Genomic DNA, 18,693 nt, shown 5'->3' on the forward strand with positions numbered 1-18,693 from the left:
GATCACCCGACCCAGTTGTGAATCCGTGACGCCACACGATCCGGCGCCTCGATCTGCGGCAGGTGTCCCAACCCGGGCAGCACGTCGACCGTCCACTGTGGAAGCCGTCGTGCCGCCTCACGCGCGGATCCCACCGACACGAGGCGGTCCTGCTCGCCGTGGATCAACAGCACGGGGGCGACGATGTCGCCGAGGGCGGCCCACGCGGCCCGGCGGGCGTTGTTGATGTCCAGGAGGGTGCGGGCCGAGGCGAGGAAGGCGTCGTCGATGCCGGGGAGGCTTTCGCGGTGCTCGATGAGCTCGACCAAGGCGACGATGAGGCTCTCCGGCACGCGTGAAGGGTCGACGCAACAACGGTCGTAAGCCTCGCGGACCTGCTGCCGAGCGGTGCGGGTGCGGCGGCGGAGGGCGAGGATGGGGCGGCCCAGGGGCAGCGCGAGGCGGCCGAAGATCATGGCGGCGGCGACGTCCGGGCGGGAGCGCGGGACAAGGGGCAGCGCGGGGTCGACGAGGACGAGCCGGGCCACGGTCTCGGGGTGCTGGGCGGCCTGGCGGGCGGCGATCAGACCGCCCATGGAGTTGCCGACGAGCACCACGGGACGGTCGGCGAGGGTGCGGATGAAGCGGTCGATCAGGTCGGTGTTGGCGGCGATGGTGGACCTGCGGTGGTCCGGGGCCGTCAGGCCGTGACCGAGCAGATCCGGCGCCAGGACGCGAAAGCGGCCGGTCATTCTGGGCGCGAGCAGGCTGAAATCCAGGTGCGAGCCGCCCAGCCCGTGCACCATCACCATTGGCACACCGTCGGCCGGCCCGCCGAAGTCCACATAGTGGACGGGGCCGTCGATGTCCGCGTACCGGCCCGTCCCGCCCCATCTGGCCAGCGACGACGTCATGAGCCCAGGATACGGCCGGTCGCGGGGTGGTCGAGGGAGAGCGCTCCCACATTCCGTCGGTCGGCGGGTTCCGGTGAATCGATCACGCCGATAGCCTGCGACCGTTCGGCGAATCCTTGCGAGATCGGTGGTCGGAGATGACCCGAAAACTCCTGTGCCTGACGGTGTCCTGCCTGGCCGCGCTGCTGTTCGCGCCGGTGGCCACGGCAACACCGCAGGCGGCGGCGGTGCGGCTGGTGCCTGAGCCCTCCTCGGTGGTGACGCTGCCGGGCCAGGTGTTCACGCTGAAGTCGACGGCCCACATCGTGGCCCCGGCGGGCGCGGCGGCGACGGGGCAGTACCTGGCCGGCCTGCTGCGGCCGGCGACGGGATTCCGGCTGCCGGTGACGACCATCAGTTTGCCGGGAGACATCGGCCTGCCGGGCGACATCCGGCTGACTCTGGGCGGCCCGTCGAGCCTCGGCAGCGAGGGCTACCGGCTCACGGTGACGCCGGTGGGCGTCGAGGTGTCGGCCAACGCGAGCGCGGGCCTGTTCTACGGCGTGCAGACGCTGAGGCAGCTGCTGCCGGCCAAGGTGGAGGCCAAGACCGTCCAGAGTGGACCGTGGACGGTCGCCGGGGTGACGGTCAGGGACACGCCCCGGTACGCCTGGCGCGGCGCGATGCTCGACGTGGCAAGGCACTTCTTCCCGGTGCCGCAGGTCGAGCAGTACATCGACCTGATGTCCCTGTACAAGATGAACACGCTGCACCTGCACCTGAGCGACAACGACGGCTGGCGCATCGACATCAAGTCCTGGCCGCGGCTGGCCCGCTACGGCGGCAGCACGGACGCCTCGCGCGGACCGGGGGGCTTCTACACGCAGGACGACTACAGCGAGATCGTCCGCTACGCGGCCAGCCGACACGTCACCATCGTGCCGGAGATCGACACGCCGGGGCACGTGACGGCGGCGCTGGCCTCGTACGCGCCGCTGAACTGCGACGGCGTCGCGCCGCCGCTGCTCAACCCCGGCTGGAGCTCGCTGTGCGTGCCGCTGGAGATCACCTACAAGTGGCTCGACGACGTGATCGGCGAACTGGCGGCGATCACGCCCGGCGACTACATCGACATCGGCGGCGACGAGGCCGTGAACACCAGCGCGGCCGACTACAAGCACTTCGTGAACCGGCTGCAGGCGATCGTCACCGCGCACGGCAAGAAGCTGATGGGTTGGCACCAGGTCGAGGCGGGCGACCTCGCCGGATCCGCGCTCGCCGACTACTGGGGGACGGCCGGATCGACCGACGACGAGGCGCTGGCCAAGGTCGCGCAGGCGCGGGGCAACAAGCTGGTGCTCTCGCCGGCCGACAAGGTCTACCTGGACATGAAGTACGACGCCAACACGCCCATCGGCCAGGACTGGGCCGGCTACAGCAGCGTGCAGGACTCCTACGACTGGGATCCGGCGACCTTCGTGCCCGGCGTCGCCGACGACGTCGCCGGCGTGGAGGCGCCGCTGTGGACCGACGTGTTCCCGACCTGGGACGACGTGCAGTTCATGGCCTTCCCGCGGCTGCCCGGCGTGGCGGAGATCGGGTGGTCGGCCCAGCGGACGCACTCCTGGGACGCCTACCGCACCAGGCTGGCGGCGCAAGGGCCGCGGTGGGACGTCATGGGCGTCAAGTACTTCCGGTCACCCGACGTCCCCTGGTGACGTCGAGCGGTGGGGCGGCTCGGTCGCCCCACCGCCCCGGTGGTCAGGCGCTGAACGGCGCCCAGTGCTGCAGCCGGGCGTCGACCTCGGTGTGTCGTCCGATCCGGCGACCGAGGTCGGCATACTCCATGGCCACGCTCACGCGCTGGTTCGCGAGCGCCACGGCCGCCGGGTGATGGCGCAGCCGCGTGTGGAAGCCGAGCAGCGGCGTGCCGCGCCAGCAGTCGAGGCTCGCCTTGTACAGCTCGTACGCCCGCGCCAAGTCGCCCATGCCGCGGGTGGCCCGGGCGTGGGCGGCGAGGGCCTTGAACTCCAACACGTCGAGCTGGTCGCGAGCGACCGTGAGCAGGTAGCCGTCGCCCTTGCCGACTGACGACAGCCACGGCGTCTGGCCGAGCATGCGCCGCACGGCGTCGGCGTGCCCGCGCAGCAGCCGGAGGTACGAGGCCGGTGGCGCGTCACCCCACAGCGTGTGGACCACCTCGTCCCGGCCGACTTGCTGGTTGGGCTGGAGCGCCATGACCGCCAGCAGCGCCGCGGCCTTGGGCCGGAGCAGGCCCAGTTCGCGGTGGCGGCCCCGCACGGTCAGCGCGCCGAGCACGCCGATCCGCACGGTCTCGGTGGCCGGCGCCGGGGCGCCGTCCAGCACCTGTTGGATCTGCTGCCGCGACGCCATGCGCGGCGTGTCGATCTTGCCGTTCTCCCAGTAACGCAGCGCCCGCACGCTGACCCCCGCCCGCACCGCGAGCTCCCGCTGCGTCAATCCGGCCGTCTGTCGACGCCGCCGCAGCGATCTGCCGAACTGCCCATCGTCCACGATCCGCTCCCCACCTCGGTCCGACGAGGCAAGGAGTAGTCGCCGGCGGCAAGTTCGGTGTCGGCGACGACACGCTGAACGACAAACGCCGAACACTCGCGGAACAAGCCCGACACCGGCAGGGTTGGCCTGAGCAGGTCGGTTGTCGGAAGGGACGAACGTCGATGTCGAACACTTATCGGGCCGTCGAGTACCGCGAGCACGGCGATTCCTCGGTTCTCACGCTGGGGGAGCGCCCGGTTCCGGAGCCGGGCCGAGGGCAGGTTCGGCTGGCGGTGCGGGCCGCCGGGGTTAACCCGTTCGACTGGAAAGTGCGGCGGGGCCTGTTCGGGCCGTCGATGCCGGGCTCGTTCCCGGCCGTCCCGGGATCAGACGTCGCGGGCGTGGTCGAGGCGGTCGGGCCCGGGGTGACGGCGTTCGCAGTGGGCGACGAGGTGCTGGGCGCCGCGTCCGGCTCGTACGCGGAGGTGGCGCTGGCCTCGGCCGACAACCTGGTGGCCAAGCCGGCCGGGCTGTCCTGGGCCGAGGCGGCCGCGCTGAACACCGGCGTGACCACCGCCTACCGGGCGTTGGCGCTGCTCAAGCTGGAGCCGGGGGAGACGCTGTTGATCGACGGCGCGGCCGGCACCGTCGGCACCGTCGCCGCCCAGATCGCCGTGGCCCGTGGCGTGACGGTGATCGGGACCGCGAGCGAGCGCAACCACCAGTACCTGCGGTCGCTGGGCGTCAAGCCCGTGCTCTACGGGGACGGGCTGATGGACCGGGTGGACGCCCTCGGCCAGGTCGACGCCGCGCTCGACGCGTCGGGGCGGGGCGGGCTGCCGGCGCTGATCGAGCTGACCGGCGGCCCCGAGCGGGTGATCACCATCGCCGACAACAACGCCGGCGACTTCGGCGTGCACTTCACCACGGGCAGCCCGGACGAGCAGGTGCCGGGCGCGCTGGCCGAGGGCGTGGCCCTGGCCGCGGAGGGCAAGCTGAAGCTGTCGGTGGCGACGTATCCGCTGGAGGAGGCGGCCGAGGCGCAGGACGAGAGCGAAGAGGGACACGTCCGCGGCAAGCTCGTGCTGCTGGTCTGAACTGTCTGACCGAGCCGAGTGGTGAGACACTCGGCTTATGATCAGTTCGCGTCAGCTGGAGTACTTCCAGGCGGTGGCCCGGGAACTGCACTTCACCCGGGCCGCCGAGGCGCTGCGGATCGCCCAGCCGGCGCTGTCGCAGCAGATCCGCAAGCTGGAGCGGCAGCTGGGCCTGGAGCTGTTCGACCGCAACAACCACAAGGTCGCGCTGACGCCGGCCGGCGAGGCGCTGCTGGCGCACACCGAGCGCGTGCTGTCCGACCTGGTCGCAGTCGAGCAGGAGATGCTGGGCTGGGCCGGCGGCGTGCGGGGACGCATCCGCCTGGGCATGGCCCGCGGGCTGACGGCCCGGCTGGCCCGGGTGTTCGCGGCGTTCTCGGCCACGTACCCGGCGGTGGAGATCGAGCTCCAGGAGCAGAACACCAACGAGATGCTGGCCGGGCTGCACGCCGGCCGGCTGGACGTGGTGACGCTGGCGGCCCCGCCGCCGCCCGGCGACCGGACCCTGATGTCGCATCCGCTCGGCGCGGAGCCGCTGGTGTTGATCACCGGCGTGATGACGCCGCTGGCCCGGCGGCAGCGGATGAAGGTCGGCGAGCTCGACGGCGTCGACCTGATCAAGTATCCGCCGGGCTCGGCGGTCGGGGAGATCATCGCCGGCGCGCTGGCCGCGGCCGGGGCGGAGCCTCGTGTGCGGTTCGAGACCCGCGACTACACCACGGCCCGTGCCCTGGTGAACGTCGGGCTGGCGGCGGCGATCATGCCGGATTCGGTGGCCCGGACCATCGGGCCGCCGGTGCAGGTGGTGGAGCTGACCCCGGAGCCGGTGTGGACGCCGTCGCTGGCCTGGTCGGGCGCGCGCCGTCCGGCGCCGGCGCTGGCCACGTTGATCGACTTCATGGTCGGGCACCCCGACCTGACGCTCGACGGTGATATCTACGACGACTGACCATCAGCTTTTTCAGGTCTTGGACATATGACGATCAACGGACGATCGTTGCCGTCATGACCGTCACCTCGCTGGCCGACGCACGTGTGCTCGGCCTGGCCAAACGGATGTCGCTCGACACCGGCTTCCCCCGCCAGCTCGAGACCGTGACGATGGTCGACGCCCATCCGCCGGCCCAGCTGCACCGCGTTCGACTGGCCGACCACGAGTCCGTGGTGGCGCAGCGCGGCGACACCGGGCCGGCCGTCCTGCTCGTGCACGCGCTCGGCCTCGACCGGCAGATGTGGGAGCCGGTCATGGACGCCCTCGCCGTCGGCCGTCGCGTGTTCGCCTACGACGTGCGGGGACACGGCTCGGCCACGGGGTCGCCGAGTCCCTACACGATGGCCGACACCGCCCGGGATCTGATCGGCGTGCTGGACGCGATCGGCGTCGAGCGGGCCCACGTCGTCGGCCTCTCCTTCGGCGGCGGCATCGCCCAGACGGCGGCGGTGCTCGCGCCGGAGCGGTTCGCGTCGCTGGCGCTGCTGGCGACCACGGACTTCCCGTTCGACGCCTTCGAGGGGCGGGCGTCGTCCGGCGAGAACGACGGCATGGCGGCCCAGGTCGCGCCGTCGCTCACGCGGTGGTTCACCGCGGATGCCCTCGCCGTCAACGGCGAGAGCGTGCAGTACGCCCGGGAACGCGTGCTCGGCGGCAACACCACCGACTGGGCGGCCGCCTGGCGCGCGTTCAAAAGCCTTGACGTGCAAGGGAAGTTGGCGTCCCTGGGGGTGCCGACGCTCGTGCTCGCCGGCGAGGCCGACGTCTCGACGACCCCGGAGATCATGCGGGGCATCGCGGAGCGGATCCCCGGCTCGCACTTCCGGGTCCTGCCCGGCACGCCGCACATGCAGCCGCTGGAGCAGCCCGGCCTGGTCGCCGCGGCCCTCGCGGAGTTCTGGAGATGAGGGCGGCCTGGTATGACCGCGTCGGCGCCGCCGATGACGTGCTCGTCGTGGGAGAACTTCCCGATCCCGAGCCGGGGATCGGCGAGGTGCGGGTCCGGCTGCACGCCACCGGCGTCAACCCGGTCGACGTGAAGCGGAGAGCCGGGTCAGGCGGCCGGGCTATGACCAGCGCCCGGGTGATACCCGGGGACGATGGCGCCGGCGTGATCGACCGGATCGGGCCGCGGGTCCCGTATTCACGGCTCGGGGCCCGGGTCTGGCTGCACTGCGCCGGCCAGGGCCGTCCGTTCGGGACGTCGGCCGAGTACGTGGTCGTGCCGTCGGACCGGGCGGTCGCCCTGCCCGACTCGACCTCGTTCGAGGACGGGGCCTGCCTGGGCGTGCCGGCTTTGACGGCGCATCGCGCAGTCTTCGTCGACGGGCCGGTGGCGGGCAAGACCATGCTCATCACCGGCGGGGCCGGCGCGGTCGCCCACTACGCGATCGAGCTGGCAAAGCACGGCGGTGCAACGGTGTTGGCCACCGCCAGCACCCCGGAGAAGCAGAAGGCGGCGCTGGCCGCCGGCGCCGACCACGTCGTCGACTACCGGTCCGAGGACGCCGCGGCCGAGATCCTGGCCCTGTCCGGCGGGGGCGTGCAGCGGGTGGTGGATGTCGCGTTCGGGGCCAATCTCCCGTTGACGTCGGCGGTGATCGCGACGAACGGGACGATCGTCGCCTACGGATCCGACGCGGTGACCGAGCCGGCGCTCCCGTTCTACCCGTTGATGCGCCGAAACGTCACAATTCGCGCCGTGCAGGTCTTCACCATGCCCGCGCCGGCCTTGTCGGCCGCCGCCGAGCACGTGAACCGGATGCTGACCGACGCCGTGCTCACGCATCCGATCGCCGCCCGGTTCCCGCTCACCGGGATCGCCGCCGCGCACCGGTTGGTGGAAAGCGGGGAAGCGGTCGGCAAGGTCCTCCTCTGCCAGCGGTAGGTTGAACGCACAACGTTTTCGCCGATCCGCGAGTGGAGTGACAGCACATGCGCAAGGGCATGGTGGACGTGCCGACCGAGGACGGCGTCGCCGATTCCTACCTGGTGGTGCCGGACGGCGGCGGCCCCGGGGTCCTGCTGTTCATGGACGCCTTCGGGCTGCGGCCCCGGATCGAGGAGATGGCCGACGCCATCGCCGCCCGTGGATACGCCGTGCTCGCCCCCAACCTGCTGCACCGCGGCGGCCGGGCGCCCCTGTTCGACCTGTCGGACCTGGCCGACCCCGACAAGCGCGGCGCCCTGTTCGGCCAGATCATGCCGCTGATCGCCGCCCTCACGCCGGACGTGATCAGCAGCGACGCCACCAGGTACCTCGACTTCCTGGCCGCGCAGGACGGCGTCGAGGCCGGTCCCGTCGTGATCACCGGCTACTGCATGGGCGGCACCAACGCCCTGCGAGTGATCGAGGCCCTGCCCGACCGGGTCAAGGCCATCGCCTCCTTCCACGGCGGCCGCTTGGCCACCGACCAACCCGACAGCCCGCACCTGGCCGTCGGCAACATCACCGGCGAGGTCTACTTCGGACACGCCGACCACGACCACTCCATGGACGCCGACCAGATCAAGGTGCTGGAGGCCGCCCTCGACGAGGCCGGCGTCACCTACACGTCCGAGGTCTACGAGGGCGCCGAGCACGGCTTCACCATGACCGACACCGCCGCCTACAACGCGGCCGGCGAGCAGCGCCACTGGGAGAACCTGTTCGCGCTGCTGGAGCGCACCCGTTGAGCTGATCAGCGGTGGATCTCGCCGTGCAGGTGCGCGGCGAGATCCACCACGGTCGGCCGGTCGAACAGCAGGGTGGCGGGCAGGTCGAGACCGGTCAGCGCGGCCAGGCGGCCGCGGATCTCGACCACGGTGAGGGAGTCGAAGCCGAGGTCGGGAAAGGGCTTGTCGTCGGGGATCCGGTCGGGGTCGGGGTGGCCGAGGACGGCGGCGAGTTCCTGGCGTAGCAAGGCTTTGAGCTCGTCCTCGGACGGGCGTCGCGGCCAGCGAGCGGCGGTCGTGGGGCGGCGTCCGGCGAGGGCGGGAAGATCGGCGGCGCCGTCGAAGCGGACGGGGACGAGCACGGGCTCGTCGGAGCCGAGGGCGGCGTCGAAGAGGGCGAGCCCCTGTTCGGCGGTGAGCCCGGCGATGCCGGCGGCGGCGATGCGGCGGCGGGCGAGGTCGGAGATCTGGTTGCCGAGGCCGGCGTCCCAGAGGCCCCAGGCCAGGGAGATCGCGGGCAGGCCGAGGGCATGGCGGTGGTGGGCGAGCGCGTCGAGGTAGCGATTGGCGGCGGCGTAGTTGGCCTGCCCGGCCTTGCCGAAGACGCCGGCGACCGAGGAGAACAGCACGAAGGCGGAGAGCGGCAGGTGCTTGGTGGCCTCGTGTAGAACCCATGCGCCGTCCGCTTTCGGGCGCAGGACAGTGTCCATTCGGGACGGTGTCTGGGCGGCGAGGACGCCGTCGTCGAGCACGGCGGCGGAGTGGATCACGGCGGTCAGCGGGGGATCGCACTGCCGGATCAGGTCGTCGACGAAGGCACCGTCGGCGATGTCGCCGGCGACGATCTTGGCGTCGAGGTCGACGGGGCCGGGGTTTCGGCTGGTCAGCACCAGATGCTTGACGCCGTGCTCGGCCACGAGATGCCGTGCGATGAGGATGCCGATCGCGCCGGCTCCGCCGGTGATCAGGACCGTGCCGGCGGGGTCGATGGGGCGTTTCGTCGAGGGGACCGCTCGGGTGACGCGAAGGGCGTGGGGGACGCCGTCGCGCACGGACAGTTGTGGTTCGAGGCTGCCGCCGACGAGGCCGGGGACGCGGTCGAGCGGGAAGTCCGGGTCCAGGTCGACGACGATGATCCGCTCGGGGTGCTCGGCCGCGGCGGAGACTCCGACTCCGTAGGCCGCCGCGGCGGCGAGATCGGGATCGGAACCAGTGGCGTTTCTCGTGACGAGCACGAGCTTCTCGCCGGTGTGCTGCCAGTCGTGCAGCTCTGCCAACGCCTTCGTGGTAGTCGATCTCAGGTCGCCGGCAGGAATCTCGACCACCTTGGCGTCGCCGGGTGTCCGCGGCACCTCGGTCCAGTGTGGACGGTAGAGCATGGACTGAGGTGCGGGGAGCGGCCGCGTGAGCATGGACGCCACGGCCGCGATCGGCTCACCGGCTTCGTCGTGGAGCTCCGCACGGATGCTGTCGGGACCGGATCTCACCAGGCTGACCCGGGCCCGACTGCTGGTCGCATAACGGTCTATGCCGGTCCAGAGGAACGGAACCCTGGGCGCGGCCGGGCCTTCGGCGAGGGCCATCGCGTGCACGGCGGCGTCGAGCACGACGGGGAAGGCGTCGGCCTCGACCTCGGCGAAGATCTCGTCGCCGCGTCGCCAGAGTCTTGTCACCGCTTGAAAGGCCGGGCCGTAGCCGAGCAGGTCGTAGGCGATGTCGATCTCGGCGGCGCCGACGGGCGGCCATTCGTGCTGCCGGGAGGCCGGTTCCGGGCGTTTGAGGCGGCCCGAGGCGTGGCGGATCCACTCGGTGTCGGCCAGGGCGTAGATGTCGATGCGCCGTTCGTCGATGACCACCTGGAGCTGGATCTCGTCCCGCACGGGCAGCGGCCGCTCGATGGCGAGCTCCTCGACGGCTTGGCCGGCCTGGAGCGCGATCTCGACGAACATCGTGGCTGGGACGATGTTTTCGCCGCCGACGACGTGATCGGCGAGCCAGGGGTGAGTGCGCAGGCCGATCGCGCCGCCGTGCACGATTCGCGGCGAGTCCGGGGCCTTCATGGCGGGGCCGAGCAGGGCCGTGGTTGTGGCGGGCGGTCGTGGGTCCAGCCAGTAGCGGGTGCGCTGGAACGGATAGGTGGGCAGGTCCGTGAGACGCGCACCGCTGCCGCGGAAGACCGCGCGCCAGTCGACGGCGATGCCGGCGGTGTGCAGTGCGCCGAGGGCGTTGAGGAGGCCGGCACCGGAGTGGGTGGTCGAGATCGCCGGGGTGGTGGCGCGGCTGAGCACGGCGTCCGGGCCGACTTCGAGGAAGATGGAGGTATCAGGGCTCAGGGTGGCCAGGGCGTCGGCGAAACGGACGGTGTGACGGGCGTGGCGTACCCAGTGATCGGCGTCGATGATCTCCATCGCACGGCCGGTGAGAGTGGAGATCAGCCGGATCTCCGGCCGGTTGTAGGTCAGTTTCTCCGCTACAGCACGGAATTCCTCCAACATCGGTTCGATGAGTCGGGAGTGGAAGGCATGGCTGACCGGGAGCCGGGTGCTGCGCCGGCAGGTGTCGGCGACGGCCCGCACCGCCGCTTCGCCACCGGACAGCACCAACGACCTCGGGCCGTTGATCGCGGCGATGGACACCTGGCCGTCCAGCAGCGGGGCGATGTCCGCCTCGGTCGCGTCGACGGCGATCATCACGCCGCCCGGCGGCAGCGCCGCCATCAACCGGCCGCGGGCCGTCACCAACGTCATCGCGTCGTCGAGCGAGAGCACGCCCGCTATGTGAGCCGCGGCGATCTCGCCGATGGAATGACCGACGAGGAAGTCCGGGCGCACGCCCCAGGACTCCAGCAGCCGCGCCATCGCCACCTCGAACGCGAACAGCGCGGCCTGTGCGTTGTCGGTGCGGTCCAGCAGATCCCCGCTGAACGCCGCCTCGCGCACCTCGGGGGCACACGTCTCGTCGAAGGACTTCTGGAAAACCGGGAACAGCCGCGACAGTTCTCGGCCCATGCCCGCCCGTTGAGCGCCCTGGCCGCTGAACATGAAGGCAACCTTCGCCCCGGCGCGCACGGTCTGCCCGCCGGTTCGACCCGCGGCTACGGCCCTCAGCGCCGCGATGTCGGCGGCCATCGCCCGATGCGGCAACGCGGTGCGGGTGGCGAGCGTGTAGGCGGTGTCGATGTCATCGGGGGCGTCGAGAAGGCCGGCCGCGACGGCTGGCAACGCGTTCTCGTCGGCCGAGCTGAGCAGCCAGGGAGCCGGCGGGAACTCGGTGCGGGGCGGGATCTCGGCCGCCGGCGCCTCTTCGATGATCACGTGGGCGTTGGTGCCGCCGATGCCGAACGAGGACACGCCGGCCCTCCGGATCCGACGGCCGGCGGGCCACGGCTGCGGCTCGGCCAACAGGGACACCTGGCCGGCGGACCAATCGACCCGTGGGCTCGGGTCGTCGGCGAACAGCGACGGCGGAAGCTGCTGGTGGCGCAGGGCCTCCACCATCTTGATCACGCCGGCGACACCGGCCGCGGCCTGGGTGTGGCCGAGGTTGGACTTCACGGAGCCGAGCCACAGCGGGCGGTCCCGGCGCTGTCCGTAGGTGGCGATCAGTGCCTCGGCCTCGATCGGATCACCCAGCGGCGTGGCGGTGCCGTGGCCGTCCACGGCATCGATGTCCACGGTGGACAGTCCGCCGTCGGCGAGGGCCGAGTGGATCACGGCACGCTGGGCCCGGCCGCTCGGCGCCGTCAGGCCGTTCGATGCCCCGTCGGAGTTCACGGCCGAACCTCGCAGCAGCGCCAGCACCGGGTGACCGTTGCGCCGGGCGTCCGAAAGGCGTTCAAGCAGAACGATTCCGACGCCCTCGGACCATGCGGTGCCGTCGGCGCCCGCCGCATAGGAGCGGCAGCGACCATCGGGGGACAGACCACGTTGGCGGCTGAACGCCAGGAACGTGCGGGGCGTCGCCATCACCGTCGCGCCGCCGGCAACCGCGAGCGAGCACTCGCCGGAACGCAGCGCCCGGGCCGCCCAGTGCAGTGCCACCAGCGAAGACGAGCATGCGGTGTCGACGGTGACCGCCGGCCCGTGGAAGTCGAAAGTGTAGGAGATCCGACCCGAGGCGACCGCGTGCGACGAGCCGATGCCCAGCCGCGCTTCGAGTTCGTGCGACTCGAACCGGCTCGCGTAGTCCTCGTTCATCACGCCGACGAACACACCCGTGTCGCTGCCGCGCAGCTGCGTGGTGTCGATGCCGGCGCGCTCGAACAGCTCCCACGACGTCTCCAACAGCAGCCGCTGCTGGGGATCGGTGGCGAGCGCCTCGCGTGGCGAGATCCGGAACATGTCGGCGTCGAAATCGGCGGCGTCGTGGAGGAAACCGCCGCGCTGGGTGGTGGAACCGCCGATGTGGTCCGGATCCGGGTCGTAGAGGGCGGTGAGATCCCAGCCGCGGTCGGTGGGGAAGTCGCCGGTGGCGTCGACACCGTCGGCCACCAGCCGCCACAGATCCCCCGGCGACCGGACGCCGCCCGGATAGCGGCATGCCATCGCCACGATGGCGATCGGCTCGTCGTCGACCGGTTGTGTTCGGACGGGTTCCGGCGTCACCCGGCCCGCCCGGAGCCGTTCGACCTCGGCGATCACCCCGCCCGGCGTCGGAAAGTCGTACACGAGCGAATGGGGCAGCGTGACCCCGGTGATCGCGGCGACCCGGTGTCGCAATTGGACACTGGCGATCGACGTCAGCCCGAGATCGGTGAACGTCCGGTCGCGCCACCGGTCGCCGCCGTCGTGGCCGCACAGCGCCACGACCTCGGCCCGCACCGCCGCGACCAGGTCCGATGTCGTTGCGGTGGAGGAGGATCTGGCGGTGAACTTGCGGCGCAAAGGTTTGCCCGAGGCCGTGCGGGGAATCTCGTCGGCGAGCTCGAACGCTACCGGCACCTTGTGCAGCGACAGTCGACGCAGGCAGAACTGCCGCAGCTCCTCGGCGTCGAAGGCGCCGTGGGCCGGCACGATGTGCGCGACCGGAACCTGGCCGACCATGTCGTCGGCCCGGCCGACCACCAGCGCGTCCAGCACCGACGGCGACTCCAGCAGCACCGCCTCGATCTCCAGCGGGTGCACGTTCTGCCCACCGTTGATGATCACGTCGTCGATCCGGCCCTCGACCGTCAGCTTCCCGTCTTCCGACCGGCCGGCGTCGCCGGTGCGATACCAACCGTCTACAATGGAGTCCGTCGGGCGGCCGTGGTAGCCGAGCATCAGGCCGGGGCTGCGCACCTGGATCTCGCCGCCGACGATCCGGACGTCCACGCCGGGCAACGGAGACAGCGCGTCCTCGCCCGGACGCTGCACGGCGATCTTGCCGCCGGTCTCCGTGCTGCCGTAGCCGTCCAGCAGCGGCGCGCCGAACAACTCTTGTGCGGCAGCGCGTGCGGCCGGCGTGCAGGATGCCCCGGTGGTCAGGCACAGCCGCGGCGACCCGGCGCCCCGGAACTGGAGATATGTCGTGGGCACGCCGGCCAGCACGCAGCCGGGGTGGTGAGCGAGAACCTGTTCCAGGTCGCCGTCGACGATCCTGGTGTGGGCGCCGACCGTGATCGAACCGACGACGGCGAGCGAGAGCCCGTAGGCGTGATGCAGTGGCAGCGGCCAGACGATGGTGTCCTGTTCGGACAGACCGAACGTCGGGGCGTAGCAGGCCGCGGTCGACCACAACATCGCTCGCTGCGTGGTCAGCACGCCTTTGGGACGACCGGTCGTGCCGGACGTGTAGAGCAGCCACGACGGGTCGTCCAGGGCCGGCTCCTCGCGTGGCTCGCGCCAGGCCGGGCCGTCCTCGACGATCACCGTGCGCAAGTCCAGGCCCCGCACCAGATGTGCGTTCCGGGCCTCGGTGACGATCAACGTCGCCCCGGAATCCCGTGCTATGTGTGCGAGTTCGTCTTCCGTCGCGCGCACGCTCACCGGGACCGCGATCGCCGCCGCCCGCAGCGTCGCCAGCAGGTGTTCGACGAATTCGACGCGGTTCCCGATGTGGATCAGGACCCGGTCGCCGCGGTCGACATCGAGGCACCCGGTGCCACGCAGTTGGCCGTAGGTGACGGTGCGGCGGCCGTCGCTGTACGCCGGCCGATCGGCATCATGGCTGCTCAGAGACGTCAACAGCGGCCTGAGCAGGTCTTCCCGAATCTCGCTCCCCACCACACAGGTCTACCCGATGACCGCCGCCAAGTCGCGGCGTTTCAAGGGATTCCCCGCGCACTGGTGTGCTGGGGACGAACGGATTGCCCGCGTGCGCCTATCTTTTGCCGGTCCGACCAAACCCAGCACCCGTGGAGTGCTCAAGTGGAGTCCCGGTCGCGCTCCCGCGCGGCGTTCGACGATCACGCCCCTCGCGCGCATCCTCGACCAACGCGGTAGCCCAAACCTGCTCGTAGGGAGAGGCAGTCATGACCGCTCTGGCCAACACCGGTTCCGAGGCACAACTGTTCGCCGGCGACCACATCGTCGTCGGCGAGAGCGCCGACGCGTTGATCATGCGCGCCGGCTTCGCGGCCGAGGTGAACGGCATTCTGACCCGCTGCCTGCTGCGGGCCCCGATCATCCTGTCGATCGGGCGGCAGCGTGAGTGGATCTTCATCACGCAGGCGAGGACCCAGCTGCGCACGGCCACCTGGGCCGACCTGGTGCGGATCCAGGTCGGCTACCTGCCCGTCGGCACCGTGGTGCCGCTGCCCGGCGACTCGGCGGAGCGCCGATGGTTGCAGCGGCCCGTGTTCGGGGAGTGCGCGCCGCCGTGGAGCGCCGTCGTCTCCGCCGCCCGGTCGGCCTCGTCAGTGTGCGGTTCGTGGTGAGTACAGCTCCGTGAGCAGGGCGATCGCCGCGTGCGTGGCGGGATGCGGGTCGTGGCGGCGCCAGATCAGGTGCACCGGGACCGGCGGCGCGTCACGCACGCGGCGGTAGACGATCCCGTCCCGGCGGTACTGGGTGACCGTGGCCTGCGGCGTGATGCCGACGCAGCGCCCGGCCGCGATAGCCGCCAGCCAGTCGTCCACGTCGTTGGTCGGCACCAGCTTCGGCTGCTTGTCCGGCGGCCACAGGTCGGCGGTGGTGGTGCCGGTGCGGCGGTCGATCATCAGCACGCGTTCGGCGATCTCGGCCAGGGTGATCGACCGCCGCTTGGCCCACGGGTCGTCGGCGGCCATCACGCAGTAGCGGGGTTCGCTGCCGACCTGCACGTGCGAATAGCGCTGGGTGTCGATCGGCGTGCGGACGACGGCCAGGTCGCACAGGCCCTCGGCCAGGCCGCCGGTCGTCGTGTTCGTGCGGACGAACAGCAGCTCCACGCCGGGATGGCGGACCGCCCAGCGGCGTTGGAACTCGGCGGTGTGCCGGCCGATCGCCGACCAGGCGTGGCCGATGCGCAGCCGGGTGTGGCCGGTCGTGGCCTCGCGGACCAGGTTGTCGGCCTCGGCCAGCAGCTGCCGGGCGCGGGCCAGCACCTGCACGCCCGCGGTCGTCGGCGTGATGGAGCGGCTGGTGCGGTGCAGCAGGCGCGCGCCGAGCACGTGTTCCAGCGCGGACAGCGTGCGGGACACCGCCGCCTGGGACACGCCCAGCTCGATCGCGGCGTCGGTGAACGTGCCGGTGTCCACGATCGCGACCAGGCAGCGGAGCTGACGCAGTTCGAGATCCATGCGTTTATCGTATAGATGGCGTGTCAGATGCATTTTGCGTATGCGTCGGCGCGGCGCAGGCTCCAGCCATGGCGACTGAACGGGTCGGGGGCATGGCGATGATGCTGGGCGGCGCGCTGTCCAGCCAGGTCGGGGCCGCGACGGCGGCGCTGGCGTTTCCCGTGATCGGGCCGGCCGGCGTGGTCGCGGTGCGGCAGTGGGTGGCCGGTGCCGTGCTGCTGGCCGCCGGCCGTCCGCGATTACGGTCCTTCACCGCCTATGAGTGGCGGCCCGTGCTGGCGTTGGCGCTCGTGTTCGCCACGATGAACCTCTCCCTGTACACCGCGATCGACCGCATCGGCCTCGGTCTCGCGGTGACGCTGGAGTTCCTCGGTCCAGTGGCCATCGCGCTGGCCGGCTCGCGTCGTCTGGTCGACGTGGGGTGCGCCTTGGTGGCGGCCCCCGCGGCCGTGGTGCTCGCTCGCCCCCAGGCCAGCACCGACTACCTCGGCATCGGGCTGGCGTTGCTCGCCGCCGCCTGCTGGGCGTGCTACATCCTGTTGAACCGCACCGTCGGCCAGCGCCTGCCCGGCGCCCAGGGATCCGCCGCCGCGGCCCTCGTGTCGGCCATCGTGTACGTGCCCATCGGCGTGGTGGTTCTCTTTCTGCACCCGCCGACCGCCTACTCGGTGGGCGAGGCCCTGACCGCCGGCGTGCTGTCGTCGGCCATTCCCTTCCTGGTCGACCTGTTCGCCCTGCGCCGCGTGCCCACCCAGTTCTTTGGCCTGTTCATGAGCGTCAATCCCGTGCTGGCCGCCCTCGTCGGCTTCGTCGTGCTCGGGCAGCGGCTCGCGTGGCTCGACTGGACGGCCATCGCCGTCATCGCCGGGGCCATGGTCGTCGCTAGTCTGGGGCCATGGGCGTTCGGCACACGATCACGGACTCGCCCGTCGGACCTCTGACCCTCGTCGCCGACGGCGCCGCCCTCATCGGCCTCTACTTCGACGGCCACAGCCGCACTCCCCGGATCCCTTTGGGACCCTCGGACTCCAGCGGCTTCTCCGGGGCGATCACCCAGCTCCGCGAGTACTTCGCCGGCGCCCGCACCACCTTCGACCTAGAGCTCGCCCCCCGCGGCTCCGCCTTCGAACTCGCCGTCTGGGACCAGCTCGTCAAGATCCCCCACGGCGAGACCCGCACCTACGGCCAACTCGCCCTCGCCCTCGGCGACCCCGCCGGCGCCCAGGCCGTCGGCAACGCCAACGGCTGGAACCCCATCAGCATCATCGTCCCCTGCCACCGCGTCGTCGGCTCCGGCGGCCGCCTCACCGGCTACGCCGGCGGCCTGTCCCGCAAGCGATTCCTGCTCTCCCTGGAGGAACCGCCCGCCGAGGACCTCGGCCGCCTGTTCTAACGCTGCCAGAAAGCGCCGGTGTGGGGGGAGACCTTGACCTTCGGCGGGGTGTTCCAGTCGGCGGCGAGGATCTCGCGGAGGGCGGCGCGGCGGCGTCGGGGGTCCATGCGGTCGAGGAACAGGACGCCGTCGAGGTGGTCGGTCTCGTGCTGGAGGCAGCGGGCGAGGTCGCCGGCACCGACTATTTGCAAAGGGTCGCCGTGCATGGTGTAGCCCTTGGCGACGACGTTGAGGCGGCGGACGGTGTCGAAGTAGAGGCCGGGGATGGACAGGCAGCCCTCGGGGCCGTCCTGCTCCTGCTCGTCGGGGAAGGCCAGGGTGGGGTTGACGAGGTGGCCGCGCGTGTCGCCCATGTCGAAGACGAAGACCCGGCGGCCGATGCCCAGCTGGGGAGCGGCGAGGCCGGTGCCGTGCTGGGCGTCGAGGGTGTGGTGGAGGTCCCGGACGAGCTTGCGGAGCTCGGCGTCGAAGTCGGTGACGGGGGCGGCGGGCTGGGTGAGCACGGGGTCGCCGAACAGGCGTACGGGCAGCACGGTCATAGCGGCGAGAGTAGGGCGGCGGCCCTGGGTTTGCAAAGGGTGTAGTGTTTGCAAATATGGAGAACCATCCGGTGCGGGAAGCGCTGCTGGAGCTGCTGCGCGAGCGAGCGGAGCTGACGTCGACGGACGCGGCGAGGGAGCTGGGCGGCAACACCGGGCTGTACTCGTTCCATCTGCGCAAGCTGGCCGAGCAGGGGTTGGTGGAGGACGTGCCGGGGACGACGGGGCGGGCCCGGCCGTGGCGGCTGGCCACCGGCCCGAAGCCGTCGCCGGAGCTGGGGGAGCTGAATCGGCGGCTGGAGGACGAGAGCTACCAGCGCTGGCGCGACAACCGGGCCCAGGCCCCGGCGGAGTGGCGCGACGACGAGGCCTTCAGCGAGGTCGTCTACCTGACGCCGGAGGAGATGGCGGCCATGGGGGACGCCATCCGCTCGGTGATCACCCTCTTCCGCCACCGCGAGACCCAACCGGCGGCCCGGCCCTCCGACGCGGCCCCGGTGGCCGTCGTCGCCCGCCTCTTCCCGATGCTCGACCTGGACTGACCGGACCTCACCCGTCAACCGTGCGGCCGTCGCGGCGAAGCATCATGGTGAGCACGCCGTGGTTGAGCTCGGTCACGGCCCGGACGGCCGGCTCACGGGCGATGGCCGGGTCCAGCTCCACCCAGGCGAATTCGGGCATGCGTGGACGGCAGGGGGCGGCCCGTGAGCTCCGCCACCAGGAATTGACGCAATCTGTTGCACTAGGCAATGGTTACTGTATGCAACATTCGGTGGCCAGGCTCGGGGACTTCCACGTCCGACCGTGGGTGCTGGTGATCACGGGGATCGCGCTGGTGGTGGGGGCTGCGGCGGCGGGGGCGGCGTACGTGCTGCTGAAGCTGATCGGCCTGATCACCAACGCGGTGTTCTACCAACGCCTGGCCACGGA

16 protein-coding genes are annotated in these 18,693 nt (G+C 71.4%); 10 read left to right on the forward strand and 6 right to left on the reverse strand.

The window, feature by feature from the left end:
- Positions 1-2 precede the first annotated feature (2 nt).
- Positions 3-893, reverse strand: a complete 891-nt coding sequence (locus AB0M73_RS20385) for an alpha/beta hydrolase (RefSeq protein WP_363892512.1) — start codon at positions 891-893, stop codon at positions 3-5.
- A gap of 137 nt (positions 894-1,030) precedes the next feature.
- Here AB0M73_RS20385 and AB0M73_RS20390 point away from each other — a divergent pair, with 137 nt between their 5' ends.
- Positions 1,031-2,590: a beta-N-acetylhexosaminidase gene (locus tag AB0M73_RS20390; protein WP_363892514.1), complete on the forward strand. Its 1,560-nt coding sequence runs from the start codon at positions 1,031-1,033 to the stop codon at positions 2,588-2,590.
- 43 nt (positions 2,591-2,633) lie between these two features.
- On the opposite strand, the gene AB0M73_RS20395 is transcribed toward AB0M73_RS20390, so the two are convergent.
- Positions 2,634-3,407, reverse strand: a complete 774-nt coding sequence (locus tag AB0M73_RS20395; protein ID WP_363892516.1) for a BTAD domain-containing putative transcriptional regulator — start codon at positions 3,405-3,407, stop codon at positions 2,634-2,636.
- Positions 3,408-3,571: 164 nt separating this feature from the next.
- On the opposite strand from AB0M73_RS20395, the gene AB0M73_RS20400 reads away from it, so the two are divergent.
- Genes AB0M73_RS20400 through AB0M73_RS20420 form a run of 5 tightly spaced genes read left to right on the forward strand, consistent with a single transcriptional unit; the run spans position 3,572 to position 8,153 of the window.
- A complete protein-coding gene (locus AB0M73_RS20400; RefSeq protein ID WP_363892518.1) occupies positions 3,572-4,486 on the forward strand; it encodes an NADP-dependent oxidoreductase in 915 nt (304 codons plus the stop codon).
- 37 nt (positions 4,487-4,523) lie between these two features.
- Positions 4,524-5,435, forward strand: coding sequence for a LysR family transcriptional regulator (locus AB0M73_RS20405; RefSeq protein WP_363892520.1), 912 nt, complete (start codon positions 4,524-4,526; stop codon positions 5,433-5,435).
- Positions 5,436-5,491: 56 nt separating this feature from the next.
- Positions 5,492-6,385, forward strand: coding sequence for an alpha/beta fold hydrolase (locus AB0M73_RS20410; RefSeq protein ID WP_363892522.1), 894 nt, complete (start codon positions 5,492-5,494; stop codon positions 6,383-6,385).
- Positions 6,382-7,365: an NADPH:quinone reductase gene (locus AB0M73_RS20415; protein WP_363892524.1), complete on the forward strand. Its 984-nt coding sequence runs from the start codon at positions 6,382-6,384 to the stop codon at positions 7,363-7,365. Before AB0M73_RS20410 ends, AB0M73_RS20415 begins: the two co-directional genes overlap by 4 nt.
- Positions 7,366-7,412: 47 nt before the next feature.
- Positions 7,413-8,153 carry a dienelactone hydrolase family protein gene (locus AB0M73_RS20420; RefSeq protein ID WP_363892526.1) on the forward strand — a complete coding sequence of 247 codons (741 nt, stop codon included), beginning with the start codon at positions 7,413-7,415 and terminating at the stop codon, positions 8,151-8,153.
- Positions 8,154-8,158: 5 nt separating this feature from the next.
- Here AB0M73_RS20420 and AB0M73_RS20425 read toward each other — a convergent pair whose 3' ends face one another.
- Positions 8,159-14,335: a type I polyketide synthase gene (locus AB0M73_RS20425; RefSeq protein WP_363892528.1), complete on the reverse strand. Its 6,177-nt coding sequence runs from the start codon at positions 14,333-14,335 to the stop codon at positions 8,159-8,161.
- 248 nt (positions 14,336-14,583) lie between these two features.
- Between AB0M73_RS20425 and AB0M73_RS20430 the strand changes: the two genes are divergently transcribed.
- Entirely contained in the window at positions 14,584-14,988 is a 405-nt protein-coding gene (locus AB0M73_RS20430; RefSeq protein WP_363892530.1) for a hypothetical protein, read from the forward strand.
- On the opposite strand, the gene AB0M73_RS20435 is transcribed toward AB0M73_RS20430, so the two are convergent.
- Complete coding sequence (locus tag AB0M73_RS20435) at positions 14,968-15,831, reverse strand: LysR family transcriptional regulator (RefSeq protein WP_363892532.1); 864 nt, start codon at positions 15,829-15,831, stop codon at positions 14,968-14,970. The two genes, AB0M73_RS20430 and AB0M73_RS20435, sit on opposite strands and share 21 nt — an antisense overlap.
- A 68-nt stretch (positions 15,832-15,899) precedes the next feature.
- Here AB0M73_RS20435 and AB0M73_RS20440 point away from each other — a divergent pair, with 68 nt between their 5' ends.
- Positions 15,900-16,772, forward strand: a complete 873-nt coding sequence (locus AB0M73_RS20440) for an EamA family transporter (protein ID WP_363892534.1) — start codon at positions 15,900-15,902, stop codon at positions 16,770-16,772.
- Positions 16,727-17,224 (forward strand): methylated-DNA--[protein]-cysteine S-methyltransferase, encoded by a 498-nt coding sequence (locus tag AB0M73_RS20445; RefSeq protein ID WP_363892536.1) that lies wholly within the window; start codon positions 16,727-16,729, stop codon positions 17,222-17,224. The genes AB0M73_RS20440 and AB0M73_RS20445 overlap by 46 nt, the downstream gene beginning before the upstream one ends.
- On the opposite strand, the gene def is transcribed toward AB0M73_RS20445, so the two are convergent.
- Complete coding sequence (def, locus tag AB0M73_RS20450) at positions 17,221-17,763, reverse strand: peptide deformylase (protein ID WP_363892538.1); 543 nt, start codon at positions 17,761-17,763, stop codon at positions 17,221-17,223. The two genes, AB0M73_RS20445 and def, sit on opposite strands and share 4 nt — an antisense overlap.
- A 56-nt stretch (positions 17,764-17,819) precedes the next feature.
- Between def and AB0M73_RS20455 the strand changes: the two genes are divergently transcribed.
- Complete coding sequence (locus AB0M73_RS20455) at positions 17,820-18,305, forward strand: helix-turn-helix domain-containing protein (RefSeq protein WP_363892540.1); 486 nt, start codon at positions 17,820-17,822, stop codon at positions 18,303-18,305.
- A 7-nt stretch (positions 18,306-18,312) separates the two neighbouring features.
- Here the strand turns inward: AB0M73_RS20455 and AB0M73_RS20460 are convergent, their stop codons facing one another.
- Positions 18,313-18,444 (reverse strand): hypothetical protein, encoded by a 132-nt coding sequence (locus tag AB0M73_RS20460; protein ID WP_363892542.1) that lies wholly within the window; start codon positions 18,442-18,444, stop codon positions 18,313-18,315.
- Positions 18,445-18,693 lie beyond the last annotated feature (249 nt).

The organism is Kutzneria sp. NPDC051319, from assembly GCF_040682195.1.
GTDB lineage: Bacteria > Actinomycetota > Actinomycetes > Mycobacteriales > Pseudonocardiaceae > Kutzneria.

Coding starts and splice junctions, on each gene's coding strand:
- AB0M73_RS20385 (WP_363892512.1), bottom strand. CDS start 893: ATGACGTCGTCGCTGGCCAGATGGGGCGGGACGGGCCGGTACGCGGAC.
- AB0M73_RS20390 (WP_363892514.1), top strand. CDS start 1,031: ATGACCCGAAAACTCCTGTGCCTGACGGTGTCCTGCCTGGCCGCGCTG.
- AB0M73_RS20400 (WP_363892518.1), top strand. CDS start 3,572: ATGTCGAACACTTATCGGGCCGTCGAGTACCGCGAGCACGGCGATTCC.
- AB0M73_RS20405 (WP_363892520.1), top strand. CDS start 4,524: ATGATCAGTTCGCGTCAGCTGGAGTACTTCCAGGCGGTGGCCCGGGAA.
- AB0M73_RS20410 (WP_363892522.1), top strand. CDS start 5,492: ATGACCGTCACCTCGCTGGCCGACGCACGTGTGCTCGGCCTGGCCAAA.
- AB0M73_RS20415 (WP_363892524.1), top strand. CDS start 6,382: ATGAGGGCGGCCTGGTATGACCGCGTCGGCGCCGCCGATGACGTGCTC.
- AB0M73_RS20420 (WP_363892526.1), top strand. CDS start 7,413: ATGCGCAAGGGCATGGTGGACGTGCCGACCGAGGACGGCGTCGCCGAT.
- AB0M73_RS20430 (WP_363892530.1), top strand. CDS start 14,584: ATGACCGCTCTGGCCAACACCGGTTCCGAGGCACAACTGTTCGCCGGC.
- AB0M73_RS20435 (WP_363892532.1), bottom strand. CDS start 15,831: ATGGATCTCGAACTGCGTCAGCTCCGCTGCCTGGTCGCGATCGTGGAC.
- AB0M73_RS20440 (WP_363892534.1), top strand. CDS start 15,900: ATGGCGACTGAACGGGTCGGGGGCATGGCGATGATGCTGGGCGGCGCG.
- AB0M73_RS20445 (WP_363892536.1), top strand. CDS start 16,727: ATGGGCGTTCGGCACACGATCACGGACTCGCCCGTCGGACCTCTGACC.
- def (WP_363892538.1), bottom strand. CDS start 17,763: ATGACCGTGCTGCCCGTACGCCTGTTCGGCGACCCCGTGCTCACCCAG.
- AB0M73_RS20455 (WP_363892540.1), top strand. CDS start 17,820: ATGGAGAACCATCCGGTGCGGGAAGCGCTGCTGGAGCTGCTGCGCGAG.
- AB0M73_RS20460 (WP_363892542.1), bottom strand. CDS start 18,444: ATGCCCGAATTCGCCTGGGTGGAGCTGGACCCGGCCATCGCCCGTGAG.